At 72.7% G+C, this 22804-nt stretch carries 23 protein-coding genes; 4 read left to right on the forward strand and 19 right to left on the reverse strand.

From position 1 onward, the window contains the following. Window positions 1-22: 22 nt before the first annotated feature. From AC1DXT_RS07675 to AC1DXT_RS07695, 5 genes are all read right to left on the reverse strand, one after another. Window positions 23-847, reverse strand: coding sequence for a bestrophin-like domain (locus tag AC1DXT_RS07675; protein ID WP_477060732.1), 825 nt, complete (start codon window positions 845-847; stop codon window positions 23-25). Beyond that, window positions 844-1527, reverse strand: a complete 684-nt coding sequence (locus AC1DXT_RS07680) for a hypothetical protein (RefSeq protein WP_477060733.1) — start codon at window positions 1525-1527, stop codon at window positions 844-846. Before AC1DXT_RS07680 ends, AC1DXT_RS07675 begins: the two co-directional genes overlap by 4 nt. Window positions 1528-1595: 68 nt before the next feature. Next, window positions 1596-1973 (reverse strand): SHOCT domain-containing protein, encoded by a 378-nt coding sequence (locus AC1DXT_RS07685; RefSeq protein ID WP_421740215.1) that lies wholly within the window; start codon window positions 1971-1973, stop codon window positions 1596-1598. Between the two features lie 39 nt (window positions 1974-2012). Beyond that, on the reverse strand, window positions 2013-2315 hold the full coding sequence (locus AC1DXT_RS07690) for an SHOCT domain-containing protein (RefSeq protein WP_477060734.1): 303 nt from the start codon (window positions 2313-2315) through the stop codon (window positions 2013-2015). A 35-nt stretch (window positions 2316-2350) separates the two neighbouring features. Continuing rightward, the gene (locus AC1DXT_RS07695) at window positions 2351-2797 is read right to left on the reverse strand and encodes a DUF6325 family protein (RefSeq protein ID WP_477060735.1); all 447 of its coding nucleotides are present in this window, start codon (window positions 2795-2797) and stop codon (window positions 2351-2353) included. A 189-nt stretch (window positions 2798-2986) separates the two neighbouring features. Between AC1DXT_RS07695 and AC1DXT_RS07700 the strand changes: the two genes are divergently transcribed. Then, entirely contained in the window at window positions 2987-3319 is a 333-nt protein-coding gene (locus AC1DXT_RS07700) for a carboxymuconolactone decarboxylase family protein (RefSeq protein ID WP_421733064.1), read from the forward strand. A gap of 5 nt (window positions 3320-3324) precedes the next feature. Here AC1DXT_RS07700 and AC1DXT_RS07705 read toward each other — a convergent pair whose 3' ends face one another. From AC1DXT_RS07705 to AC1DXT_RS07715, 3 genes are all read right to left on the reverse strand, one after another. Continuing rightward, on the reverse strand, window positions 3325-5568 hold the full coding sequence (locus AC1DXT_RS07705; RefSeq protein WP_477060736.1) for a winged helix-turn-helix domain-containing protein: 2244 nt from the start codon (window positions 5566-5568) through the stop codon (window positions 3325-3327). 78 nt (window positions 5569-5646) lie between these two features. Continuing rightward, complete coding sequence (locus tag AC1DXT_RS07710) at window positions 5647-6366, reverse strand: 5'-methylthioadenosine/adenosylhomocysteine nucleosidase (protein WP_477060737.1); 720 nt, start codon at window positions 6364-6366, stop codon at window positions 5647-5649. Beyond that, window positions 6363-6815, reverse strand: coding sequence for an S-ribosylhomocysteine lyase (locus AC1DXT_RS07715; RefSeq protein WP_477060829.1), 453 nt, complete (start codon window positions 6813-6815; stop codon window positions 6363-6365). Before AC1DXT_RS07715 ends, AC1DXT_RS07710 begins: the two co-directional genes overlap by 4 nt. Before the next feature lie 97 nt (window positions 6816-6912). Here AC1DXT_RS07715 and AC1DXT_RS07720 point away from each other — a divergent pair, with 97 nt between their 5' ends. Continuing rightward, complete coding sequence (locus AC1DXT_RS07720; RefSeq protein ID WP_477060738.1) at window positions 6913-7380, forward strand: NUDIX hydrolase; 468 nt, start codon at window positions 6913-6915, stop codon at window positions 7378-7380. A gap of 1 nt (window position 7381) precedes the next feature. On the opposite strand, the gene AC1DXT_RS07725 is transcribed toward AC1DXT_RS07720, so the two are convergent. The 3 genes from AC1DXT_RS07725 to AC1DXT_RS07735 are packed head-to-tail and all read right to left on the reverse strand — an operon-like array spanning window position 7382 to window position 10011. Next, complete coding sequence (locus AC1DXT_RS07725) at window positions 7382-8416, reverse strand: NAD(P)/FAD-dependent oxidoreductase (RefSeq protein WP_477060739.1); 1035 nt, start codon at window positions 8414-8416, stop codon at window positions 7382-7384. Further along, window positions 8413-8937: an isoprenylcysteine carboxyl methyltransferase family protein gene (locus AC1DXT_RS07730; RefSeq protein WP_477060740.1), complete on the reverse strand. Its 525-nt coding sequence runs from the start codon at window positions 8935-8937 to the stop codon at window positions 8413-8415. The genes AC1DXT_RS07725 and AC1DXT_RS07730 overlap by 4 nt, the downstream gene beginning before the upstream one ends. Beyond that, window positions 8938-10011, reverse strand: a complete 1074-nt coding sequence (locus tag AC1DXT_RS07735) for a type III polyketide synthase (protein ID WP_477060741.1) — start codon at window positions 10009-10011, stop codon at window positions 8938-8940. Window positions 10012-10083: 72 nt separating this feature from the next. Here AC1DXT_RS07735 and AC1DXT_RS07740 point away from each other — a divergent pair, with 72 nt between their 5' ends. Continuing rightward, window positions 10084-10929: a UbiA family prenyltransferase gene (locus AC1DXT_RS07740; protein WP_477060742.1), complete on the forward strand. Its 846-nt coding sequence runs from the start codon at window positions 10084-10086 to the stop codon at window positions 10927-10929. Between the two features lie 65 nt (window positions 10930-10994). Then, window positions 10995-11870, forward strand: a complete 876-nt coding sequence (locus AC1DXT_RS07745) for an LLM class F420-dependent oxidoreductase (RefSeq protein ID WP_477060743.1) — start codon at window positions 10995-10997, stop codon at window positions 11868-11870. 4 nt (window positions 11871-11874) lie between these two features. Here AC1DXT_RS07745 and AC1DXT_RS07750 read toward each other — a convergent pair whose 3' ends face one another. The 8 genes from AC1DXT_RS07750 to AC1DXT_RS07785 form a co-directional block, all read right to left on the reverse strand. Continuing rightward, window positions 11875-12366 carry a VOC family protein gene (locus AC1DXT_RS07750; protein WP_477060744.1) on the reverse strand — a complete coding sequence of 164 codons (492 nt, stop codon included), beginning with the start codon at window positions 12364-12366 and terminating at the stop codon, window positions 11875-11877. Window positions 12367-12417: 51 nt separating this feature from the next. Then, complete coding sequence (locus tag AC1DXT_RS07755) at window positions 12418-14556, reverse strand: winged helix-turn-helix domain-containing protein (RefSeq protein ID WP_477060745.1); 2139 nt, start codon at window positions 14554-14556, stop codon at window positions 12418-12420. A 162-nt stretch (window positions 14557-14718) separates the two neighbouring features. Continuing rightward, on the reverse strand, window positions 14719-16032 hold the full coding sequence (locus AC1DXT_RS07760) for an NAD(P)/FAD-dependent oxidoreductase (protein WP_477060746.1): 1314 nt from the start codon (window positions 16030-16032) through the stop codon (window positions 14719-14721). Then, entirely contained in the window at window positions 16029-17897 is a 1869-nt protein-coding gene (locus AC1DXT_RS07765) for a glycoside hydrolase family 15 protein (RefSeq protein ID WP_477060747.1), read from the reverse strand. Before AC1DXT_RS07765 ends, AC1DXT_RS07760 begins: the two co-directional genes overlap by 4 nt. A 23-nt stretch (window positions 17898-17920) precedes the next feature. After that, window positions 17921-19471 (reverse strand): GMC family oxidoreductase, encoded by a 1551-nt coding sequence (locus tag AC1DXT_RS07770; RefSeq protein ID WP_477060748.1) that lies wholly within the window; start codon window positions 19469-19471, stop codon window positions 17921-17923. 10 nt (window positions 19472-19481) lie between these two features. Beyond that, a complete protein-coding gene (locus AC1DXT_RS07775; protein WP_477060749.1) occupies window positions 19482-20249 on the reverse strand; it encodes a glucose 1-dehydrogenase in 768 nt (255 codons plus the stop codon). Then, window positions 20246-21301, reverse strand: a complete 1056-nt coding sequence (gene cydB / locus AC1DXT_RS07780) for a cytochrome d ubiquinol oxidase subunit II (RefSeq protein WP_477060750.1) — start codon at window positions 21299-21301, stop codon at window positions 20246-20248. Before cydB ends, AC1DXT_RS07775 begins: the two co-directional genes overlap by 4 nt. 12 nt (window positions 21302-21313) lie before the next feature. Further along, window positions 21314-22726 carry a cytochrome ubiquinol oxidase subunit I gene (locus tag AC1DXT_RS07785; RefSeq protein ID WP_477060751.1) on the reverse strand — a complete coding sequence of 471 codons (1413 nt, stop codon included), beginning with the start codon at window positions 22724-22726 and terminating at the stop codon, window positions 21314-21316. Window positions 22727-22804: the final 78 nt, after the last annotated feature.

Consider the following 22804-nt stretch of genomic DNA (forward strand, 5'->3'; position numbering starts at 1 on the left):
CCCGTCCTGCGAGGGTGGCGGGTCAGCCGGCCCGGCCGTCGGCGTCGCACGGCGGGTCGAGGACGAGACCGATGGCGGCCCCCTGCGTGTCCATGAGCGCGAGGGTGCGCTCCATCGCGATCGGCTGCAGCTTGCCGACGCCGGGCCCGTGCGGATGGTCGAAGAAGCCGATGAGCAGCAGGAGGAGGGTGATGACGAGCGTCACGCTGCCCATGAGGACGGCCTGGGTAGGCGCCCGCTCCGCCGAGTCGGCGAAGAACAGCATGTAGACGAAGATCACGGCCGCGACGATGTACAGCACGATCCAGAGGGGCAGCGGGATGAGGCCCTCGGCGCCGTGCACCCGCGACTGACGCGCCTGCTGCCGGTCGGCGGTCTCGTCGGCCCACCGGTCGTACGCCGACTGCTCCGCGTTCGTCTGCGGGTCGACGTCGCGGAACGTCTGGAACATCGCGACGCCCCACGGGTTCACGGAGTCGCCGATCGTCCCGGCCACCATGGCGGGCCACTCCGTCCGGACCACCGTCCGGGCGTAGCAGACCAGCTCGCCGGTGAGCTCGTCGCGCACGTCCTCGGGCATCAGCTGCGCGGTCTGCAGCTGCTGGGCCACGAGCTCGGCCTCGAGCTGCGCGCCGGACCGGGCCTCGTCGTAGGACTGGAACGCCAGGAAGATGATGAAGCCGAGGAGCACCGAGAACCCGGTGGCCAGGACGCCGAACACGCCCGACGCGCGGTCGCCGTCGCTGAACCAGCTGCCCTCGGGGGAGCGACGTCGGACGAGCAGCATCGCGACCACGGTGAGCGCGGTGATCGCGAGGGCGAGCGTGCCCGACGCGAGCACGCTCATCCGAAGCGCACCGGGAAGGTGGCGAGCACGCCGATGGTCGCGAGGAGGAACACACCCGCGAGCGCGATCATCGCCGTGCGGCTCCGGACGGAGCTGAGCTTGCCGCCGATCCCGCAGAAGAAGAGCACCGACGCGCACATGACGGTGGCGAGCACATAGTTGTCCTTCCGCTGGTTCGCCTCACGAGCGATCGTGGCAGACGCGTCGGCGGACGACTCGAGCCGCTGGGACTCCTGCGCGGCGGCGAGGACGTACTCGTCCATCGCGAACGGGCTCGGCGGCGCGTCGGGATCGGTCGCCGGGTCCTCGGCGAGCCAGGCGTGCAGGGCCGGCCGGAACTCGGGACGGAACCGCTCGTACAGGAACCCCGAGTACGTCGTCGGGTCCGGCACGTACGACGGGGGAAGGACCTGACCCTGCTCCTCGTTCACCGCGGCCAGCCAGTCCGTGAACAGCGTGACGTCGATGATCGTCTGCTGCCCGGCCAGGGTGGCCGACCGGTTCGAGAGCGTGCGGCCCGCCGTCGCGGCGCTGTAGGAGGCCGTCGAGTAGCCGCCCCACTTGCTGCTCTGGAACGCCGACCACGCCGTCGTCACGGTCGCGACGGCCAGCAGGATCGTCGCGACGAGCTCGAGATGCCGATGCCAGCCCGTGGGGTGGTCGTCCTGCGCGTCGTCCACGGCTCACCGTCCTCGTCGGCCCCCGGGCGGTCCCGGGTGGTCCCCTCCGACCACCCGGGCGCCCGAGGTCAGGCCAGTGCCCTGGCCTTGAGCGTGGCGAACTCCTGCTCGTCGATCGCCCCCTGGTCGAGCAGCGCCTTCGCGTCGCTGATCTGGCTGGCCGGCGACTTGCCCGCCACCCCCCGGATGTAGGTGTCGGTGTCCTCCTTGGCCTGGACCATCGCCGCCGTCTGTCGCTCGGCCATGCTCCGACCGCGGGACACCACGTAGATGAACGCGGTGAGGAAGGGCAGGAACACGAGGGCGATCATCCAGACCGCCTTGAGCCACCCGCTGAGCTCCTTGTCGCGGAACAGGTCGCCGATGATCTGGAAGAGGATCACCAGGTAGGCGAAGAAGAGGAACCACCAGACCATCAGCCAGAACCACTGCGCGAACGTGTCCACGGACGTCTCGTCTCTCTCGGTGTGTCGGAAACTCGGAGGTCAGTACCCGCCGAGGATGCGGGCCTTCTGGACCTCGAACTCGGCGTCGGTCAGGACTCCCGCGTCGCGCAGGGTGCCGAGCTGCGCGAGCTGGGCGAGCCTGTCGTCCATCGCCGGTGCCGCTGCGGCGGCCGGCGGCGGAGGCGGAGGCGGGGCGGCGTACGTGGGGGCCGGAGCGGCCTCCTGCGGGGCCTCTTGGGCGGCCCAGCGCCCCGCCTGGCGGCGCGAGACGCGGTTGGAGACCGCCGTGGCGGTCCCGGCGATGGCGGCGGTGCGGGCGACCCCGCGGATGAGTCCTGGCATCGGTCTCGTCCTCTCGGTGTGCTGTCGATCGCCCGTCAGGCGACGGGCTCGGTGGCGTCGATGGCGGCGAGGAGCGCCTGCACGGGGATGCGCCCGCTGGCGACCAGCTGGGCGCCGTTGCGACGCAACGCGGTCGCGAACGGCGCTGCCCAGACGTTCTCGTAGACGAGCAGCGCGGCGGTCGTCCCCGGCTCGATGGCCGTGCCCGCCTCGTCGAGGTCGTCGTCGCCCAGCAGGCCGGAGGACGCTCCCTCGAAGAACGTCAGGTTGACGCCCCCGGGCACCTCGTCGAGCGAGACCCCGGACACGCTGCCGTCCGCTGCCTTGCTCAGGAAGGCGAGGTCCAGGACGCGGATCAGCCCGCGGCCCACCAGGTCGAGCAGGTGCTCGAACGCGGACCCGTCCATGCTCGCGGTCGGGAGCTCGATCACCAGGTAGTCGATCGGACCGATCTCCTCGAGATCGGTGGTGTCCTCCGTCATCGTCCGCCGCCTCTCCTGCCCCCTCGTGTGGGGCGTCCTCGTCGTCGGTCCCCGCTGGGGGACATCGCCACTCTCCGGCGCCGCGGGCCTGCGAGTCGTCATGCAGAACGCATGAAGATCCCTTTCATCCCATCTACGTGATGCCGCAGCCCGCCCCGGCATGGGTCGATGGGACGACGGAGGTGGACCGTGGACTACATCGAGCGACTGCGTCGGCTGGCACTCAACGACAGGCACCTCGAGGACGACGACCCCCTGGAGGCGCAGCCGCAGGAGCTCGACGTCCGGACGCTGGCGCTCGCGCGGATCGCCGCCCTCGTCGCCATCGGGGGCGCGCAGCCCAGCTACGGGGCCGAGGCGGACGCCGCGGTGGGCGCCGGCGCGACCGCGGGAGAGATCGTCGACGTGGTGGCGGGGATCATCCCGATCGTCGGGCTGCCCTGCGTCGTCGCGGCGGCACCCAAGCTCGCGCTCGCCCTGGGGTTCGACGTGATCGAGCCCTCGGACGGTGCAGGGGACTGAGCGCGCTACGCCCCGAGCAGGCCGATCGCGGTCGCCCGCTTGACCGCCTCGCCCCGGGACGAGACCCCGAGCTTGCGGTAGATCGAGCCGATCTCCGAGCTCGCCGTGTTCCGGGAGACGAAGAGCCGGTCGCCGATCTCGCGGATGGTCAGGTGCGTCTGCAGGTACGGCAGGAGGCGCAGCTCGGCCGGGGTGAGCGGAGAGACGCCCTGGGCGCGCGAGGGGGCCGCCGACGCGAGCGCCCCCCGGAGTGCGCCCACCTCGTCCACCAGCGTGCCGAGCTCGGGTCGGCGCAGCAGCAGGTCGTCGATCTCGTGCAGCAGGTGGCGCGCGGCAGGCTGGTCGCCCAGTCCCCAGCACACCCTGGCCAGCTCGAGGCGAGTACGGACGGCGATGAAGGGGAGCACGTAGGTGCACACGGGCCGGGCGCGCATCGCCCGGGTCAGCTGCCGTTGAGCCTCCTCCGTGTCGCCGAGGTGCAGGGCCAGCCGCGCGGCGGCGGCCAGCGCCAGGACGCACGTGGCGTAGTCCTGCATGCGATGGGTCTCGAGCACCCCCAGCCCCGGAGCCAGCAGGGTCGCCGCCTCGGTCCACCGGCCGTGGTCCATCTCCAGCAGGGCGAGCTCGGCGGCCGCGAACACGAGGGTGTCCGCATTGACGTTCCCGGTCGGGGACTCGATCGCCGACGCGAACAGCGACCGGGCACGGTCCAGGTCCCCGGCGAGCAGCGCGGCCTCGCCCGCCAGGGCCTGTGCGTTGTCACGCCAGACGCTCCACTCGGGCTCGAGCCGGAGAGCGAGCTCGGCGTCCACCTGCATCTGCTGCGGCCCGTGCGCGCACAGGAGCGCGCGGAACATGGCCCGACCGGAGTCGAACGAGGCGCTGCCGTCGGGGGGGACGTGCGGGAACGACGCGGCGTCGACGACGGCGGCCCAGCGCTGCGCCTGCTGCGTCTGCCCCGTGAACGCGGCCACGTAGCCGGCGATGAGCGCCAGCGGAGGGTAGGCCTCGGCCGCGGCGGCACCCAGCTCGTCGATCCATCGTTGCACCGTGGCGATCTGCCCGGTCTGGTACGTGGGGTTCGCCAGGGTGGCCACCAGGATCGCGGTCCTGTCCCGCTCGTCGGTCGAGAGCAGGTGCTCGACCGCGAGCCCGGGGGAGTCGTGGGCCTCGTACCAGTCCGCGGCGCGCAGCTGGAGCTTGCGCACCCCGTCGGGCTCGCACCGCTGGAGCTCGGCGAGCAGGAACTCGCGGAACAGCGCGTGGTACCGGAACCACTCGCGCCGGCGGTCGAGCGGGACGAGGAACACGTTCGTCGCCTCGAGCCGGCGCAGCTGCTCGTCCGCGCCAGGCTCGTCGAGCACCGCGTCGCACAGGGGCGCGCTGAGGTGCTCGAGCACGGCGGTGTGCAGCAGGAACTGCCGGGCGTCCGCCGGCAGCCGGCCGAAGGCCTCCCGCTGCAGGTAGTCGGCCACGTACCGGTCGTCACCGGTGATGGCGACCGCGTCGCCGCCGCCGTCCCGGGCGATGAGCGACGCGAGGTACACGCCGACCGGCCAGCCCTCGGTGCGCGCGGTCACCGCGCTCGCGGCCTCGGGGGAGAGGTCGACGTCGGAGGCGGCGAACACCGTCCGGGTGCCGGCCGCGTCGAGCGCCAGGTCGCGCGGGCCGATCTCGAACGTGTCGCCGAGAGCGCGCAGCCGCGGGATGTGCGGCTGCTCGTCGCGGCTCGCCGCCACCAGCTGGGATCCGGGTGGGACGCCTGCGATCACCACGCCCAGCGCGTCGTGGCACGCGGAGGACCGGATCTCGTGGAGGTCGTCCAGCATGAGCACGAACGGGAGCGGGCTCGCCCGCAGCGCAGCGCCGAGCCGGGGAGCGGAGCGGGCCAGGACGGAGGCCCTGGGGCCACCCATCTCGTCCTCGACGGCGGGGTCGACCAGCCCCAGCCGGACGCACGCGGAGGCCAGCACAGTCAGCAGGCGGGCCGGGTCGTCGTCGAACCGGTCGAGGGACACCCACGCGACCGGGCGGTCCTCCAGCCGCAGCCACTCCGTCAGGAGGGTGGTCTTGCCGTACCCGGCCGGGGCGGTGATGCCGACGACCCGCCTGCCGCGCGTCCGTGCCGACCCGACCAGCGCTGCACGACTCACCGTGCCGGCCCGATGCGCCGGTACGGCCAGCTTGGCGTCCAGCAGCACCGCGCCGAGCGCGTTCCCCCTGTGGACGCCCGATTGCTCAGGCCTCACCCGGCCAGACTAGGGCCCCGGGTGCGCGATCGGACAAGACCGGGCAGATCGGGTGTGTCGGGCGACCGCTGCCAGGGATCAGCGGGAGTGGACCATGTCGCCGACGGCGAGGCGCCGCAGGACCTCGATGACGACCGTGGCCGAGCGGTCGGCGGCGTCGTCGACGTGCGTGAGGAAGTCGGCGCCCGCCACCGGACCGCACAGGTCCGAGATGCCGCGGACCGAGAGGAACGGCACCCCGTACAGGTGAGCGGTGTGCGCCAGCGCGGCGGACTCCATGTCGGTGGCCATGGCCGACGGGAACGCCGTACGGATGCGGTCGACGCGGCTGGCGTCGATGAACGCGTCGCCGGACAGGATCATGCCGCTCACGACGCGCAGGTCCACCGTCGCGGTCGCCGCGGCGTCGTGCAGGATCTGCTCGGCCTCGTAGACCTCGGGCATGCCCGGCACCTGCCCCAGCTCGTACCCGAACGCCCGCGCGTCCGCTCCGGAGTAGAGGTACTCGGACCCCACCACGACGTCGCCGACGCGCACCCCGGTGCCGAGCCCGCCCGCGCTGCCCGCGCTGATCACCGCACGCGGGTGCGTGCCCTGGATGGCCACGGCGGCCGCGGTCGCGGAGTTGACGAGCCCGATGCCGCACTGCACGAGCAGCACCTGCCGACCCGAGATCGTGAGCAGCCGGTGCTCGGCGTGGCCCATCGGGGTCGGGTCGCCGGCGACGTCCGCCCGGTTCACGAAGGCGGCGGCCTCGTCGGCCATCGCCGTGACGATGACCGCGTCGACGGCGATCATGCGGTGACCGTGCTCCACTGCTCGCGCGCGCCCAGGAAGGTCCGCGCCGCGTCCTGCGCCCCGGTCAGGGTGTGGTTGGCGCCCCAGCCGCACTGCACCTCGTTGGCTGCGGGCACCTCGGTGGCCGTCGTGATGTCGGTGAGCGTGTCCTGCACCAGGCCGAGCACGTCGTCGTACGCCCACTCGCCCTGCAGGATCAGGTAGAACCCGGTCTGGCAGCCCATCGGGGAGAAGTCGATGACCCGCTCGGAGTGGTTGCGCGAGTGCTCCGCGAACAGGTGCTCGAGCGAGTGGATCGTCGGCATCTCCAGGTGCGCGACGTTCGGCTGGGTGAAGCGGACGTCGTACTTCTGGATGACGTCACCGGCGGGCAGCTGCTTGGTGTCGGCCAGGCGCACGTAGGGCGCGACGACGGTCCGGTGGTCGAGGTTGAACGACTCGACGTTCATGCGGGGCTGGTTCACGGCACAGGTCCTTCGCGATCGGAGGCGTCCATTGTCCCCCGACCGGCGCGTGCGACCGAACCGGTCCTCGTACGATCGGCCGGTGCCGACCCCCGAGTACGTCCTGGACCTGCGCTCCGCCGTCGGGCACCACCTGCTCTGGCTGCCGGGCGTGACCGCGGTCGTCCTGCGCGGCGACGAGGTGCTCCTGGTGAAACGCTCGGACAACGGCGCGTGGACGCCCGTGACCGGCATCGTCGACCCCGGCGAGGAGCCGGCGGTGGCGGGGGCGCGCGAGGTGATGGAGGAGGCGTCGGTCGTCGCCGTCCCCGAGCGGCTGGCCTCCGTGCACGCGCTGCCTCCGATGACGTACGAGAACGGCGACCGGGCCCAGTATCTCGACCTCACGTTCCGGTTCCGGTACGTGTCGGGCGAGCCCTTCCCCGAGGACGGAGAGAACACCGAGGCGGCCTGGTTCCCGCTCGACGCGCTCCCGCCGATGTCCGCGGAGATGCATCGCCGGATCGAGAGCGCACTGGCGCCCGACGGACCGGCGTCGTTCGGCGCCTGAGCTAACGCGCGAGCCGCTCGACCACGGCGCCGTAGAGCCCCGGTGCCGCGGCGGCGAGGGGCACGATCCCGCGCCGCAGGGGCGACCCGGCCGCGACGAGCAGGCCGCTGGTGATGAGCCGGTAGTCCCGGGTCGCGGAGGTCCACGCCTTCTCGTAGGCCGCGTTCGAGCGGTGCACGTCGTCGTCGAGGGTGGCGACGGCGGCGCGGGCCTGCGCCAGCCCGACGCGGACACCCTCGCCGGTGAGGGCGTCGACGTAGCCGGACGCGTCGCCGACGAGCCGCACGCGCCCCGCGGTGCGGCGGCGGGTCTGCTGGTGCAACGGGCCGGCGCCGCGGGCGGGACCGAGCGTCTGCCCGGCACCGAAGTGGCGGCGCAGGGCGCCGAACGTCTCGAGCGTGCTGTCGAAGTCGTGGCGGGCGGGCCCGAGGAGCGCCACCCCGACGATGTCGTCCGCCACCGGTGTCACGTAGGCCTCGACGGACCGACCCCAGTGCACCTCGACCATGTCGGTCCACGGCTCCGCCCGGAAGTGCTTGCGGACGCCGAACCGTCGACCCGTCGCGCGGCGCTGGACCGCGAGGTCCACCTGCCGGCGGACCGTCGAGTGCAGGCCGTCGCAGGCGAGCAGCCAGCGGCCCCGGATCCCCGCGCACCAGACGGAGGACTCGTCCTGCTCGACCGCGCCGCCCCGGCCGGTGACGACGACGGCGCCGAGCTCGGCCGCGCGACGCGCGAGCGCGGCGTGCAGGACGGTCCGGCGGACCCCGAGGCCCGGTGCGGTCGCGAACGGGTGGTCGGCGACGACCGTGCCACGCAGGTACCGGATCCCGGCCAGCGGATGTCCCTCGGGGTGGACGCCGAGGCGAGCCAGTGCCGCGACCGCCCCCGGGAGGAGACCCTCGCCGCACGCCTTGTCCACGGGGGTGGCCCGCGGCTCCACGACGACGACCGACAGGCCGGCCAGACGTCCCTCGATCGCGGCCGCGAGCCCGATCGGACCGCCCCCGATCACCAGCAGGTCGACGTCGGTCATGCCGCGGCCTGGCTGACGGACCGCAGCGCGCGCTCCTCGGTGGGGATCCGGAAACCGAGCAGCAGCACGGCGTTGAGCACGGTGAACGCGACCGCGGTGACCCAGGCGGTGTGCACCAGGGGGAGGGCGGCGCCCTCGACGGCGACGGCGACGTAGTTGGGATGGCTCAGCCACCGGTACGGACCGCGCTTCACCAGGGCGATCCCGGGCACCACGATGACGCGGGTGCTCCACTGGTTGCCGAGCGTCGCGATGCACCACCAGCGCAGCGCGTTCGCGGCCACCACGAGGGCCAGTGCCGTCCAGCCCAGCGCGGGCAGGAACGGCCGGTCGGCCACGTGCACCTCGACCAGGCACGCAACCAGCAGCCCGGTGTGCAGGGCGACCATCGGCGGGTAGTGGCGCTTGCCCGTCTCGACGCCCCCGTGCGCGAACGCCCAGGTCACGTGCCTCTGCGAGACCACCAGCTCGGCCAGGCGCTCGAGCGCGACGACGACGATCAGCCAGTCGTACCAGGTCACCTACGGCTCCTCGGGCCAGCGCAGCAGGACGGTCTCGGTGCACACGCCCGGACCGATGGCGAACAGGACTCCCGCGGACCCGGGGATCTGACCGCCGGCGGCGAGCTCGTCGGCCAGCACGTGCAGCACGCCCGACGAGCTGAGGTTGCCCACCCGGGACAGCGACCGCCAGCTCGCCGCGAACGCCTCGTCGGGCAGGCCCAGGCCGCGGGCCGCCGCCTGCAGGATGCGCGGTCCCCCCGTGTGCGCCACCCACGTGCCCACGTCGGCGACCTTGAGCTGGTGCGCCGCCAGCAGGTCGACCACGCCCGCCCCGAGGTGCTGCTCGACGAGGTCGGCCAGGCTCGCCGCGAGCACGATCCGGAACCCGCTGCCGCCGATGTCCCAGCCCAGCGCGTCGGTGGTGTCCGGGTACAGCGCGCTCCGGGAGTCCACGACGTCGACGCCGCCCTCGACCTGCGCGGCGCGGTCGCTGCCCACCATGACGACCGCCGCGGCGCCGTCCCCGAAGAGCCCGCTGGACACGATGTTCGCCATCGAGTCGTCCCCCTGCTGGAGCGTCAGCGAGCACAGCTCGACCGACACCAGGAGGGCCACGTCCTGCGGGTGGCCCTGCAGGTAGTCGCGGACCCGGGCGATCCCGGCGGCGCCCGCGACGCAGCCGAGCCCGAACACGGGGAGCCGCTTGAGGTCCGGGCGCAGCCCGAGCCGTTCGACCAGGAGCGCGTCGAGCGACGGCGTGGCGATGCCGGTGACGGAGGTGAACAGCAGGAAGTCGACGTCGGCGGCGCCCAGACCGGCCGCGGCCAGGGCCAGCCGGCACGCCTCGGCCGCGAGCGCCGTGCCCTCGCGCACGAACGCGTCGTTGGCGGCCGTGAAGGTGGTGAGCCCGGCGTACTCGTCGAGGGGCAGGGCCAGGTGGCGCGTCTCGATGCCGGTCGCGGCGTGGATCCGCTCGATCGTGGCGCTGCGTCGCGGGTCCGACGAGAGCAGCGGGGCGATCGTGGCGGTGATCTCGCTCTGGGCGTGGACGTGCCGGGGGAGGACGGGGGCGATCGAGGCGATGCGCACCATTCGGGCATCGTGCCATGCGGACGCCAGGGCGCAAGGTCCCACGCGTGAGGTGCGACCTGCGACGATGGCGCCGTGACCGAGGGCTCATTGCGTCAGGGCGCCCGTGACCTCGCGCTGGCGAGCCACCCGGGCCCGACCGTCGCGGTCACCGCGTTCTCGATCGCCATGGCCGCGGGCGCCGGGGCTCCACCGCTGACCACCGCCCTCGTCGGCGCGGCGGTCCTGGCTGGGCAGCTCTCGGTGGGCTGGTCGAACGACTGGATCGACGCCGAGCGGGACGCGGCGGTCGGCCGGACGGACAAGCCCGTCGGCACGGGCCGCCTGAGCGTCTCGACGGTCCGGACCGCGGCACTGTCGGCCGCCGCCGCCTGCGTCGTCCTCTCGCTCGCGCTCGGGTGGAAGGCGGGCCTGGTGCACCTGGCGACGGTCGCGTCGGCCTGGGCCTACAACGCGCGCCTGAAGAGCACGGTGTGGTCCTGGGCGCCCTACGCCTTCTCGTTCGGGTTCCTGCCGCTGGCCATCGCGCTGGCCCTGCCCGGCGCACCGGTCGCCGCGTGGTGGGCGATCGCGGCAGGCGCCCTGCTCGGGGTCGGCGCGCACGGGGCCAACGTGGTGCCCGACCTGCAGGACGACCGGGCCACCGGCGTGCGCGGGCTGCCGCACCGGGTGGGTGGCACGGCGACGAGCATCGGCACGGCCCTCGCGCTCGTCGGCGCGACGGTGCTGCTCGTCCTGGCGCCCCCCGGTCCTCCGCGCGCGATCGCCGCCGGCGCGCTCGTCCTCGCGGTCGGGCTGACGATCGCCGGCACCGTGCTGGCACTGAGCGGCGGGCGCAGCCGGCTGCCGTTCACGTTCGCGATCGGTGTCGCTGCGGTCGACGTCGTCCTGCTGGTGCTCTCGGACTGGGTGGTGGGCTGACCGCTTGACTTCGAGCGCACTCGAAGGGGCAGGGTGCAAGGACACCCCCGATCCAAGGAGCAGCCGTGCGCGTCGGTGTCCACCTCATGCGGTTCGACTCGGTCGAGCCGTCCGCCCTGCGTCAGGAGCTGGCCGACACCGCGTCGGCGGCCGAGGAGGCCGGCCTCGCCTGGGTCTCCGTCATGGACCACTACTTCCAGATGACCGCGGCCGGGTTCCCCGCCGAGGACCCGATGCTCGAGGCCTACACGACGCTCGGCTACCTGGCCGGTGTCACGTCGAACGTGCAGCTCGGCGTCCTGGTCACCGGCGTGACGTACCGGCACCCCGGGCTGCTGGCCAAGATCGTCGCCACGCTCGACGTGCTCAGCGGCGGGCGCGCGACGCTCGGCATCGGGGCCGCCTGGTACGAGGAGGAGCACCGCGGGCTCGGCGTGCCGTACCCGCCGCTGGCCGAGCGGTTCGAGCGGCTCGAGGAGACGCTCCAGATCAGCCGCCAGATGTGGGACCCGACGAACGACGGACCCTTCGACGGCAAGCACTACCAGCTGGCGCAGACTCTCTGCTCGCCCCAGCCGCTGACGCGTCCCGAGCTCCTGATCGGCGGCGGCGGTGAGCGCAAGACGCTGCGCCTGGTGGCCCAGTACGGCGACGCCTGCAACCTCTTCGCGACGACCCCCGACCAGGTCGCCCACAAGCTCGACGTCCTCAAGGGCCACTGCGAGGACGTCGGCCGCGACCCCGCCGAGATCCGGGTGACCCTGCTGCACGGCGGGGACACGCTCCTGACCGGCGACGTCGACACGTTCGTCGAGCAGATGACGCCGTACGCGAAGCTCGGCGTCGAGACCGTGATCCTGCGACCGCCGGCCACCAGCCTGTCGGCGTGGGTGCGGGACGCGGTCGCCCCGGCGGTGCCGGCGGTCGCGGACCTCGGCTGACGGTCTAGGCCGTCGCGACCTCGACCCCGTCCGCCGCCGCGCGCAGCGCCGCGACGTCGAGCTTGCTCATGGTGAGCATCGCGTTCAGGGCGCGGCCTGCGCGGGCGGGGTCGGGGTTGCTCAGCAGCTCGGGCAGGGCGGTCGGGATCACCTGCCAGGACAGGCCCCAGCGGTCCTTGAGCCAGCCGCAGGCCCCCGGCTCGCCGCCGTCCGCGGTCAGGGCGTCCCACACGCGGTCGCACTCCGCCTGGTCCTGGACGGACACCTGCATGGAGAACGCCTCGGTGAAGGAGTACATCGGACCACCGTTGAGCGCCTGGACCTCCAGGCCGTCGAGCACGAAGCTCACGGTGAAGGCGGTGCCGGCCGGCTGCGGGGCGCCCTCGCCGTAGCGGGCGACCGAGACGATGCGGGAGTTCGGGAAGATCGACACGTAGCGCTCGGCGGCCTGCTCTGCCTCGTCGTCGAACCACAGGAACGGGCTGATGGTCTGCATGGCGGTACCTCCGGTGTGAGCGACGCGGGGCCCGGTGCCCGGCGTCCTTCGTCAGGTGGTCGGAGCCGGGTCGGGGATCTCGACATCCTCGGGCAGTCCTCGGCCCGCCGATCCGTCGAGCTGTTCCCAGACCGCCACCGCCTCGTTCCGCGAGGAGACACCGAGCTTGCGGTAGGTCGAGATGGCCTGCGTCTTCACAGTGTTGCGCGACACGCCGAGACGCTCGGCGATCAGAGGGAACGTGAGGTGCGTCGCCAACAGCGGCATGAGCCGCACCTCCGCCGGCGTGAGCGGGTCGGTCCGGCCGAGCGCCGCGGCCTCGTGCACGAGCCCAGCCAGCGCCGCGACGTGGTCGGGGAGGTCTCCCAGGCCGGGCCGCCGGTGCACGATGTCCTCCGCCTGGCGCACCGCCGAGGCCGCCGCATGGAGGTCACCGACCCCGAGCGCGGCTCGGGCGGTCACCAGGAGCGCCTGCGTGGAGACCACGGGTAGGGCAGGGGTGAGCAGGTGGCGCACGGCCAGGGCGCGACGCGTGTGGGCGATCGCCTCGTCGCGCAGGCCGCGGTGCAGCGCCGCGCGGGCGGCCCAGGCATGCACGAGCGCGCTGGTCCAGTAGGTGGCGTGGCCCTCCCGGTCGACGATCGCCCCGGCCCGGTCGACCATGGCGAGGGCCGCCGGCCAGTCGTCCCGCGCGACGGCGACCGCGGCGCGCTCGCATAGGGTGACGGCCACGAGCGGCTGCGCACGCGACGCCTCCGCCGCGTCCATGGCGTCGACGAACAGGTCGTCGGCCGCGTCGAGGTCGCCCTCGAGCAGGGCGGCGAGGCCTTCCGTGTGCAGCATCGTGGCTCGGAAGGGGCTGGCGGGGGACAGCCCGTTCCACGCGGTCCGAGCGTCGAGACGCATCTGCTGGGTCCCGTGGCGCGCCTCGATCGCGTGCAGGTACGCCAGGACACCCTCGACGGTGCTGCCGTCCGGGAGCGGGCCGCTCCGGCGCGTCGCCCTCGCCCGCGCCGACCACTGCTCGGCCTTCGCGGAGTCGCCGACCAGGGCGAAGACCAGCGAGGCGTGCGCGGCGACCGCGGGGAAGGAGTCGACGTCCTCGGCCTCCTCCAGCCAGGACATCCACTGCCGGACGATGTCGATGCCGCCGGCCGCCCAGGTCGGCTGGGCCCACCTCAGGACCAGGTCGGCCACCTGCTGGAGGTCGTGGCTCAGACGTGCGTGCGCGACGGCGGGCCCCGGCCGATCCGCGTCCGCGTACCAGAGTCCCGCGCGACGGTGGAGCTCAGGGACGAGCTCGGGCTCCTTGCGGTGCAGCTCCGCGGCGAGCAGCTCCTGCAGGAGGGGGTGGCACCTGTACCGCTCACCCCCGCGGTCCACCGGCTGCACGACCCCGTGCGCGGCCAGGTGCTCCAGGGCCGCGCCCGAGGAGCGGGCGCGCAGCACCGCGTCGCAGACCGGGCCCGACAGCTCGTCGAGGATCGAGCAGCGGACGAGCAGGGCGGTCTCGCGCGCACTCAGCCCGGCGAGCACCTCGGTCCGCAGGTACTCGCGCATGTACGCGTCGTCCCCCGTGAAGCTGCCCGCTCCCGGGTCGCCGCCGGCGTGCAACGCCAGGGCGGCGAGCCAGACGCTCACCGGCCACCCTTCCGTCCGGCGCAGGAGGTCGGTCGCCGCGGCGGGCGCCAGCGTGATGCCTGTGCGCGCGAGCACGTCGGCGACCTCGTCGTCGCGCAGCGCGAGCTCGGCCGACCCCATCTCGAGGAGCTGGCCGGAGGCGCGGAGCCGGGCGACGGGCAGGCGGGGCCGGGCCCGGGAGGTGAAACCCACGCGCCAGGTCTCGGGCAGCCGGTCGACGACGTCGGTGAGCACGTTGATGCTGCCCGCGTGGGTGATGGCCTGCAGGTCGTCGAGGAGCAGGGTGCGCGGTGGGTGAGCGGCGAGGGTGGACACCAGTCCCGCGACGGACACGACGCCGGGTCCCGGACCCGCCGCGCGGCCGAGAGCGGTCAGGAGGGCGACGGGGTCGTTGTCGGCCTCGGTGCAGGTGTGCCACACCGCGGCCCCTGCCAGGCGCTCCGCCCACTGGGCGAGCACGGCCGACTTGCCGTACCCGGGTGGAGCGACGATGGCGACCACCCGCGCACGCGAGGCCATGAGCTGGTCGACCAGCGCGGCGCGGGGCACGACGCCTGCGTGCGCGCGAGGTCGACCCGTGTCGACGGGGTCCGTCTCCCGCCCGGACGCCGCTCGACGAACCCGCGCGGACGAAACGGACCAAACGTGACGTTCCCCCACACCGGGTCACGCTACCCCCGGGCACCCTACGCACAAGGAGGCGGCTCCCGGTCAGTCCGGCGTGGGGGCAGCCAGGTCGATGTGCGGGACGTCGTCGGTGTCGTCGCCCCACGCGATCCGGCGCGGCGAGTCGTGCGACTCGACGGTCGCGGCATGGTCGCGGTCGAAGTAGTCCCACGCCCAGCTGAGGAACGCGTCGGTGCGGCTGTGCACGCCGCTGAGCAGCATCGCGTGGACCCCGAGCCAGGCGGCGAACGCGAGCGGACCGTCCACCTCGTGGCGGTGCGCACCGACCTCGGCGACGGCGGCGTTGCGGCCGATCATCGCCATGATGCCCTTGTCCTTGTAGTGGAACGGCGCCACGTCGTCGCCCTGCTCGGAGCGCAGGATGTTCTGCGCGGCCCAGCGGCCGGACTGCTGCGCGACCGACCCGAGCTGGGGGAGCGTCGCCTCCCCGGCCTGCGGTCCCGAGGGGATGTTCGCCACGTCGCCGACGGCCCACACCCCGGCGAAGCCCTCGACGCCCAGGTCCGACCGGACGTCGATCCTGCCGCCGCGGCCGGTGCTGGGCCCCGCGTCCTGCGCGATGGCCGAGGCCGACTCGCCGCCCGCCCAGATGACGGTCCGCGTCGGCAGGCTCGTCCCGTCGTCGAGGTCGACCCTGTCCGCGTGGACCTCCTTCACGCCGACGCCCAGCCGCAGGTCGACGCCGTCCTCGGTCAGGTGCCGGTGCGCGTACGTCTGCGCGCGCGAGGAGAACTGGCCCAGCACCGCCTTCCCCCGGTCGACCAGGTGCACCTGGACGTCGTCGGGAACGCGGCCCTGGACCTGCAGCGCCTTCACCAGCTCGGCGAGGGCGCCCGAGACCTCGACGCCGGTCGGGCCCCCGCCGACCACCACGACGTCGCGCGCGTGCGGTCCGAAGGTCCCGTGGGCGGACTCGTCGACGACCAGAGCGCGGTGGTGCCGGCGCAGCCGCTCGGCATCAGCCACCGAGTAGAGCGGGAAGGCGTGCTCGCGTGCGCCGGGGATGCCGAAGAAGTTCGGGCGGGCGCCGGCGGCGAACACCACGTGATCGGCGGACATGGACCGGCCGTCGTCGAGGACGAGCGTGCGGTCCGCGAGCGAGGCGGACGCGACCCCCTGGACCACGACGTCGACGCTCGGCACGTCCGCGAAGATCGCGCGCAGCGGCCGGGCGACGTCCTCGGCCGGCAGCTGCGACGTGGCCACCTGGTAGAGCAGGGGCTGGAACTGGTGGTAGTCGGTGCGGTCGACGAGCGTGGTGTGCACGCCCGCCTCGCCGAGGACCTGCGCCGCCGCCACGCCGGCCAGGCCGCCCCCGAGGACCAGGACGTCCGTCACAGCGACATCTCCTGGACGCGCTCCGCCAGGATGATCCGCGCGGCGGCCTCGATGAGGGCGAGGTGCGAGAACGCCTGCGGGATGTTGCCCAGGTGCCGCGCGGCGTCCACCTCGAACTCCTCGGCGTACAGCCCGAACGGGGAGGCGATCCGGAGCAGGCGCTCCATGAGGTCGAGAGCGCGCTGCCTCTCGCCGACCACCATGAGGGCCGAGACCAGCCAGAACGAGCAGATGACGAACGTGCCCTCCTTGCCGGACATCCCGTCGTCGGTCTCGTCGGTCTTGTAGCGCAGGACGAACCCGTTCTCGGAGAGCTCGTCGGCGATGGCGAGGACGCTCGCGTGCAGGCGCTCGTCGGTGCCGGGCAGCAGGCCGAAGTGCGCCGCCAGCAGGGTCGAGGCGTCGAGCGCGTCCGTGTCGTAGTGCTGCCGCAGGACCCCGCGGTCGCTCACGCCGTGGGAGAGGATGTCGGCCTTGATCTCGGCCGCGGTGGCGGACCAGGACGCCTCCAGGTCCGGCTCGCCGCGGATGCCTGCCAGCTGGGCCGCACGGTCCATGGCGACCCAGCACATGATCTTCGACGACACGTAGTGCTGCGGCTTGCCGCGCGCCTCCCAGATGCCCTGGTCGGGCTGCTGCCAGATCGCTGCGGCGCACTGCGCCTGGGCCTTGACGATCGGCCACAGCCGCGCGGGCAGCCGTTCGCTGCGCCGGGTGTGCAGCAGGATCGAGTCCAGCACGGAGCCGAAGACGTCGTTCTGCTTCTGGTCGAAGGCGCCGTTGCCGAGGCGGACGGGGCGCGCGCCCTGGTACCCGGTGAGCTCGTCGCGGGTAGTCTCGGTGAGGTCGCGCCGGCCGTCGATGCCGTACATGATCTGCAGCGCGCCGTCCTCGTTGGGCTCGACGTCCGCGACGAACTGCATGAACTCGTCGGCCTCCCAGTCGAGCCGCAGGTAGTGCAGCGCCTGGAGCGTGAACGTCGAGTCCCGCATCCAGGTGAACCGGTAGTCCCAGTTGCGCTCGCCGCCGGGGGTCTCGGGCAGCGAGGTCGTCAGGGCGGCCACCGTGGCGCCGGTCGGCATGAAGGTCAGCCCTTTGATCACCAGCGCGGAGCGTTCGACGTAGGGCCGCAGGCGGTGGTCGGGCATGAGCGCCCGGCCCAGCCAGCGCCGCCAGAAGTCGCGGGTCGCCGCGATCCTTGCCACCGCGTCGTCCGAGTCGGCGGGGCCGTCGAGCGAGGCGCCCCACGACAGCGCGCAGAACACCGTCTCGCCCGCGGCGAGCTCGTGCCGGCCGCGGAGCGCGTCGCCCTCGACACCCAGGGCGAGATCGGTGTGCAGGCGCAGCGACAGCCCGTTCCCGCTGATGTCCGCCGTGTGGCCGCCCACCGCGTCGAGCGACCACGGCGACCGCGTCCGGCCGTAGTCGAACGCCGGGTCGCACACGAGCTCGATGCGCACGGACCCCTCGAGGCACGTCGCGGTCCGCACCAGCAGGTGCTCGGCGTCGTCGTCGGAGGGCGGGCGCGTGTGCGGCGTCGTCTCGTCGGGACCCTCGCGCCGGGCCATGGTGAGCGCGTCGCGGACCTCCACCCACCCGGACGGCGTGTGCCACGTGGTGACGAGCACGTTGGTGCCGGGGTCGTACGCACGGGACGTCGGCACGTTGATCCCGTACGGCGCGAACCGGAAGTAGCCGGCGCCGCGGTCGAGCAGGCTGCCGAACACGCTCTGGCTGTCGAACCGGGGGGCGCACAACCAGTCGACCGACCCGTCCGGTGCGACGAGGGCGCCCGTGTGGCAGTCCGAGAGGAAGGCGTACTGGGCGATCGGCGGGAACGGCGATTCCGGGCTGTTCGAGTCCACGGTGTCCTCCTGGTGGGTTGTCCTCAGGCGAGCCGGGCGAGCAGGTGGTCGCCGACCCGCAGGGCGTTCGCCATGGCCGTGAGCGCGGGGTTCACCGCGCCGATGCTCGGGAAGAAGCTGGTGTCGACGACGTAGAGGTTGTCCACCTCGTGCGTCCTGCAGTCGCGGTCGAGCACCGACGTCGCCGGGTCGTCGCCGAACCGGACCGTGCCGGCCTGGTGCGCGCAGCCTGCGACCGGGATGTCGTTCTTCATGTACAGGTCCCGGGGGACGAGGTGGTGCGGGTGCATGCCGAGGTGCCCGAGGTTGTGCTTGACCCGGCTGTACAGCTCGTCGAGGGGCTGCCGGTTGTTCGGGGTGTACGTCAGCACGATGTCCCCGTGGTTGCCCAGGGTCACGCGGTTGTCGGGGTCGGGCAGGTCCTCGGCCGACAGCCAGAAGTCGACCGCGTGCTCCGCGACCTCCTCGAGGGCGAACAGCGGCGCAAGCTTCGCGATGGGCTTCTCGCCGCGGTACATCGGCGCGGACGACTTGCCGACCATCTGCACGTTGCCCATGGGGAACGCGAAGTGCTCGTCGCCGAAGTAGTAGTCGTTGACGCCGAGGGTCTTCTGGAACCGGGTGTCGTTGCGCTCGATGGAGATCGCCAGGAACGCCCGGCTGTTGTGGAACATGTAGTGGCGGCCCACGTGGTCGGACCCGTTGGCCAGACCGTTCGGGTGCCGGTCGTTGGCGCTGGCCAGGAGGAGCTTCGCCGAGTTGGCGGCACCGGCCGAGACCACGACGACATCGCCGGAGAACCGCTGCTCGACGCCGTCGACGTGGGCGACCACCGAGGTCACCGTGCGCCCGGAGTCGTCGGTCTCCAGCCGGCGCACCTCGGCGTTGCGGACCAGCGTGACGTTCGGGTGCTCCACGGCGGGCCGCACCGCGATGACCTCCGCGTCGGACTTGGCGTGCAGCAGGCACGCGAACCCGTCGCACGTGGCGGTGCGGATGCAGGGGCTGTAGGCCGGGTTCGCCTCGTCAAGCATGATGCCCGAGGGGGAGTGGAACGGGTGCAGGCCGATCTTCGCCATGTCGTCGAAGAGGCGCTGGATGCGCGGCTCGTGCGACACCGGGGGGAACGGGTACGGGCCGCTCGACGGCGGTTCGGTGGGGTCCTCGCCGCGCGCGCCGTGCACCTGGTACAGGTCCTCGGCCTGCGTGTAGTACGGCTCGAACTCGTCGTACCCGACCGTCCACGCCGGCGAGATACCGCCGTGGTGCTGCAGCTCCCCGAAGTCCCGCTCGCGCAGCCGGTAGAGCGCGGCGCCGTAGAACTTGGTCGCGCCGCCCACGTTGTAGTGCACCTGCGGCTGGAACGCCCGGCCCTGGTGGTCGTACCAGGTGTCCTTGGAGACGTACCGGTTCTTGACGAACACCTCGGTCGCGTCCCAGTTGGCCAGCTCGCGCGGCAGCCAGTCGCCCCGTTCGAGAAGGAGGATCTTCTTGCCCGAGGGGGCCAGGCGGTGCGCGAGGGTCCCGCCTCCCGCGCCCGACCCGATGATGACGACGTCGTAGTGCTCGGTCATCTCGTCCGCCTCACAGACCCGGGCTGCTGTGCATGATGCCGCCGTCGGCGAAGATCGTCGTGGCCGTGAGGTACGTCGCGCCGTCGCCCGCCAGGAAGGCGACGAGGCTGGCGATCTCCTCGGGCTCGGCCATCCGGCCGAGCGGGATGGCGGCGTCGAGCGTCTTCATCTTCTCGGGGTCGTTCATGGTCGACGTGTTGATCGGGGTGGCGACCGCGCCGGGCCCGACGCCGACCACCTGCACCCCCTGCGGCCCGAGCTCGACGCCCGCGGTCCGGGTCAGCATCCGCATCCCGCCCTTGGACAGGCAGTAGGCGGTGTTCCCGGGCATGGGCCAGTCCTCGTGCACCGACGTCATGTTGATGATCCGGCCGCCCGTGCCCTGCTTGATCATCTGCTTGGCGGCGATCTGGGTGCCGAAGAACGCGCTCTTGAGGTTGATGTCCATGACGCGCTGGTACTGCTCCTCGGTGGTGTCGAGGACCGACGTGCGCGTCTCGATGCCCGCGTTGTTCACCATGATGTCGAGGCGACCGAACGCCTCCACCGTGCGCGCGACGAGCATCTCCAGGTCCGCGACCTTGCTGACGTCCGCGTCCACCCCGATGGCCTGGTCGCCGAGGGCGTGCACCTGCTTCTCCAGCTCCTCGGTGGCCTCGGGGTGGGCGACGAAGTCGATGACGATGTTCGCCCCCGCCTCCGCGAGCGCCAGGACGACCGCCTTGCCGATGCCGCTGTTACCGCCCGTGACCACCGCCACTTTCCCGTGCAGGCTCATGCGCGTGCTCCTTCGTCGAGAGGTGCGGACGGGCCCGTGCTCGGGTCCGGTGGTGCGGCCGTCGCGGGGCCGACGACCCGGCGACGGAAGACGACGTACGTCCAGCCCTGGTACAGCAGCACCACGGGGACGAGGACCAGCGCGACGATCGTCATGACCCTGAGCGCGTACGGCCCGGACGCCGTGCTCGTGACGGTGAGGCTGTCGGCCGCCGCGGAGCTGGACACCAGGACGTTCGGGTAGAGGTTGGCGAAGATCGTCACGACGGTCAGCGCGATCCCGAGCGCCGTCGCCGTGAACGCCCAGCCCTCGCGGTGCGCCCGCAGCAGGGCACCCGCGGCGAGCACCGCCACCACGGCGAGCGCGGGCGGCAGGACACCGCGCAGCGCGGGGGCGTCGGACACGGACGGTGTCCAGACGGCGAGTCCGACCAGCAGCACGGCCGCCGGGACGTGGGCGACGGCGGCGGCGCGGTGCGCGCGGTGGCGCACCGGACCCTCGGTCCGCAGAGCGAGGAACGTGGCGCCGTGCAGCACGCACAGGGCGGTGAGGGTGAGCCCGACGAGCAGGCCGTAGCCCGTGACGGAGTCGGCGACCGTGCCGGTGAACTCCTCGGAGGAGTCGACCGGCAGGCCGGCGAGGAGGTTGCCGAGTGCGACGCCGAGGAGGAGAGGGCACAGGGCGCTGCCGATCGTCAGGCTCCACGACCAGGTCTGCCGCCAGCGGGTCGCCTCCATCCGCCCTCGGAACTCGAACGAGACGCCCCGGCCGATGAGCGCCACGAGCAGGAGCACCAGCGGCAGGTACATCGCGGAGAACCACGTGGCGTACCAGCTGGGGAAGGCGGCGAAGATCGCGGCGGCGCCGACGATCAGCCAGACCTCGTTGCCGTCCCAGAAGGGGCCGATGGAGTTGATCGCGACGCGCTCCTCGGTGTCGGTGCGCCCCACCGCCTTGTGCAGCATGCCCACGCCGAAGTCGAACCCCTCCAGCACGAAGAAGCCGGTCCAGAGGAACGCGACGATGACGAACCACAGCGTCGGCAGGGTCATCGGGACACCTCCTCAGAACGTCAGGGCCGGGACGCGGGGCCGGCCGTCGTCGTCGCTGTCCTCGGGCTCCTCGAGCTCCAGGCCGCGACGCGCGTACCGGAGCATGAGGAAGACGTTGACGGCACCGAGCACGACGAAGGCGGCGTAGAACACGACGAGGCTGACCAGCAGCTCGGTGGCGCTGACGGACGGGGAGGCACCGTCGGAGGTCTTCATGAGGCCCTGCACGATCCAGGGCTGGCGGCCGTTCTCGGTGAGCATCCAGCCGGCCGTGTTCATGAGGAACGGCGCGGCGACGGCCCACGTCGCCACGAACAGGAACACGCGCGCCGTCGGCAGCCGGCGGCGCCAGACCAGCCACACGCCCCAGAGGGCGACGAGCGCGGCGAGCGAGCCGAGGTACGCCATCACGCGCATCGACCAGTACTGCACGAAGACGTTGGGCACGTAGTCCCCGGGCCCGTACTGCTCCTGGTACTGCGCATTCAGCTCGTCCATCCCCTGGACCTCGCCGTCCCACGTCCCGGTGGCGAGGATCGAGAGCAGGTGGGGGATCTCGATGATCTTCGACGGGTCCTGGTCGTTGTTGCCGCCGCCGATCTGGAACGCCGAGAACGAGCACGGCTGGCACGTGGTCCACTGCGCCTCGGCCGCGGCGATCTTCATCGGCTGGTACGTCGCCTCGATGACCCCGAGGTGGCTGCCGACACCGAGCGCCAGCAGGATCGACGGGAGCAGCACGGCGAGCGACACCTTCGCCGAGCGCGTGAACAGCTCGGTGTGCCGGCCGCGGCGCAGGTACCACGCCGACACCGCCAGCATGAGCACCGACCCCGTGACCAGCGACGCGGTCAGCACGTGCGCGTATCCCCACAGGAAGACGGGGTTGGTCATCACGGCGCCGATGTCGGACAGCTCGGGCCGCCCGGTGGCCTGGTCGACGGTGTAGCCGACCGGGTTCTGCATCCACGAGTTCGCGGCCATGATGAAGGCGGCCGACCCCGCGGCGCCGGCGGCGACGAGCCACACGGTCAGCAGGTGAACCCGCCGGGGGAGCACGTTCCAGCCGAACACCCAGAGCCCGATGAACGTCGACTCGAGGAAGAACGCGGCGAGCCCCTCCATCGCCAGCGGCGCCCCGAACACGTCCCCGACGTACCGCGAGTACGCCGACCAGTTCATCCCGAACTGGAACTCCTGGATCAGCCCCGTCACCACGCCGACGGCCACGTTGATCAGCAGCAGCGTGCCGAAGAACCTCGTCAGCCGCTTGTGGTCGGGGTTGCCGGACCGGAACCACATCGTGTGCAGCACGGCGACCAGGAAGCCCAGGCCGATGGTGACCGGGACGAAGAGGAAGTGGTAGATGCTCGTCGACGCGAACTGCAGGCGCGCCAGGTCGAGGTCGGACACCCGTGCTCCCATCCCTCGACGGTGCGGGTCCGGTGGACGCGTGCGGGTGGCGCGTCGGCTCGTCCCGAGCGTGGCACCGTGCGGCGCGGC

The organism is Cellulomonas sp. P1_G12_2 (assembly GCF_056405535.1).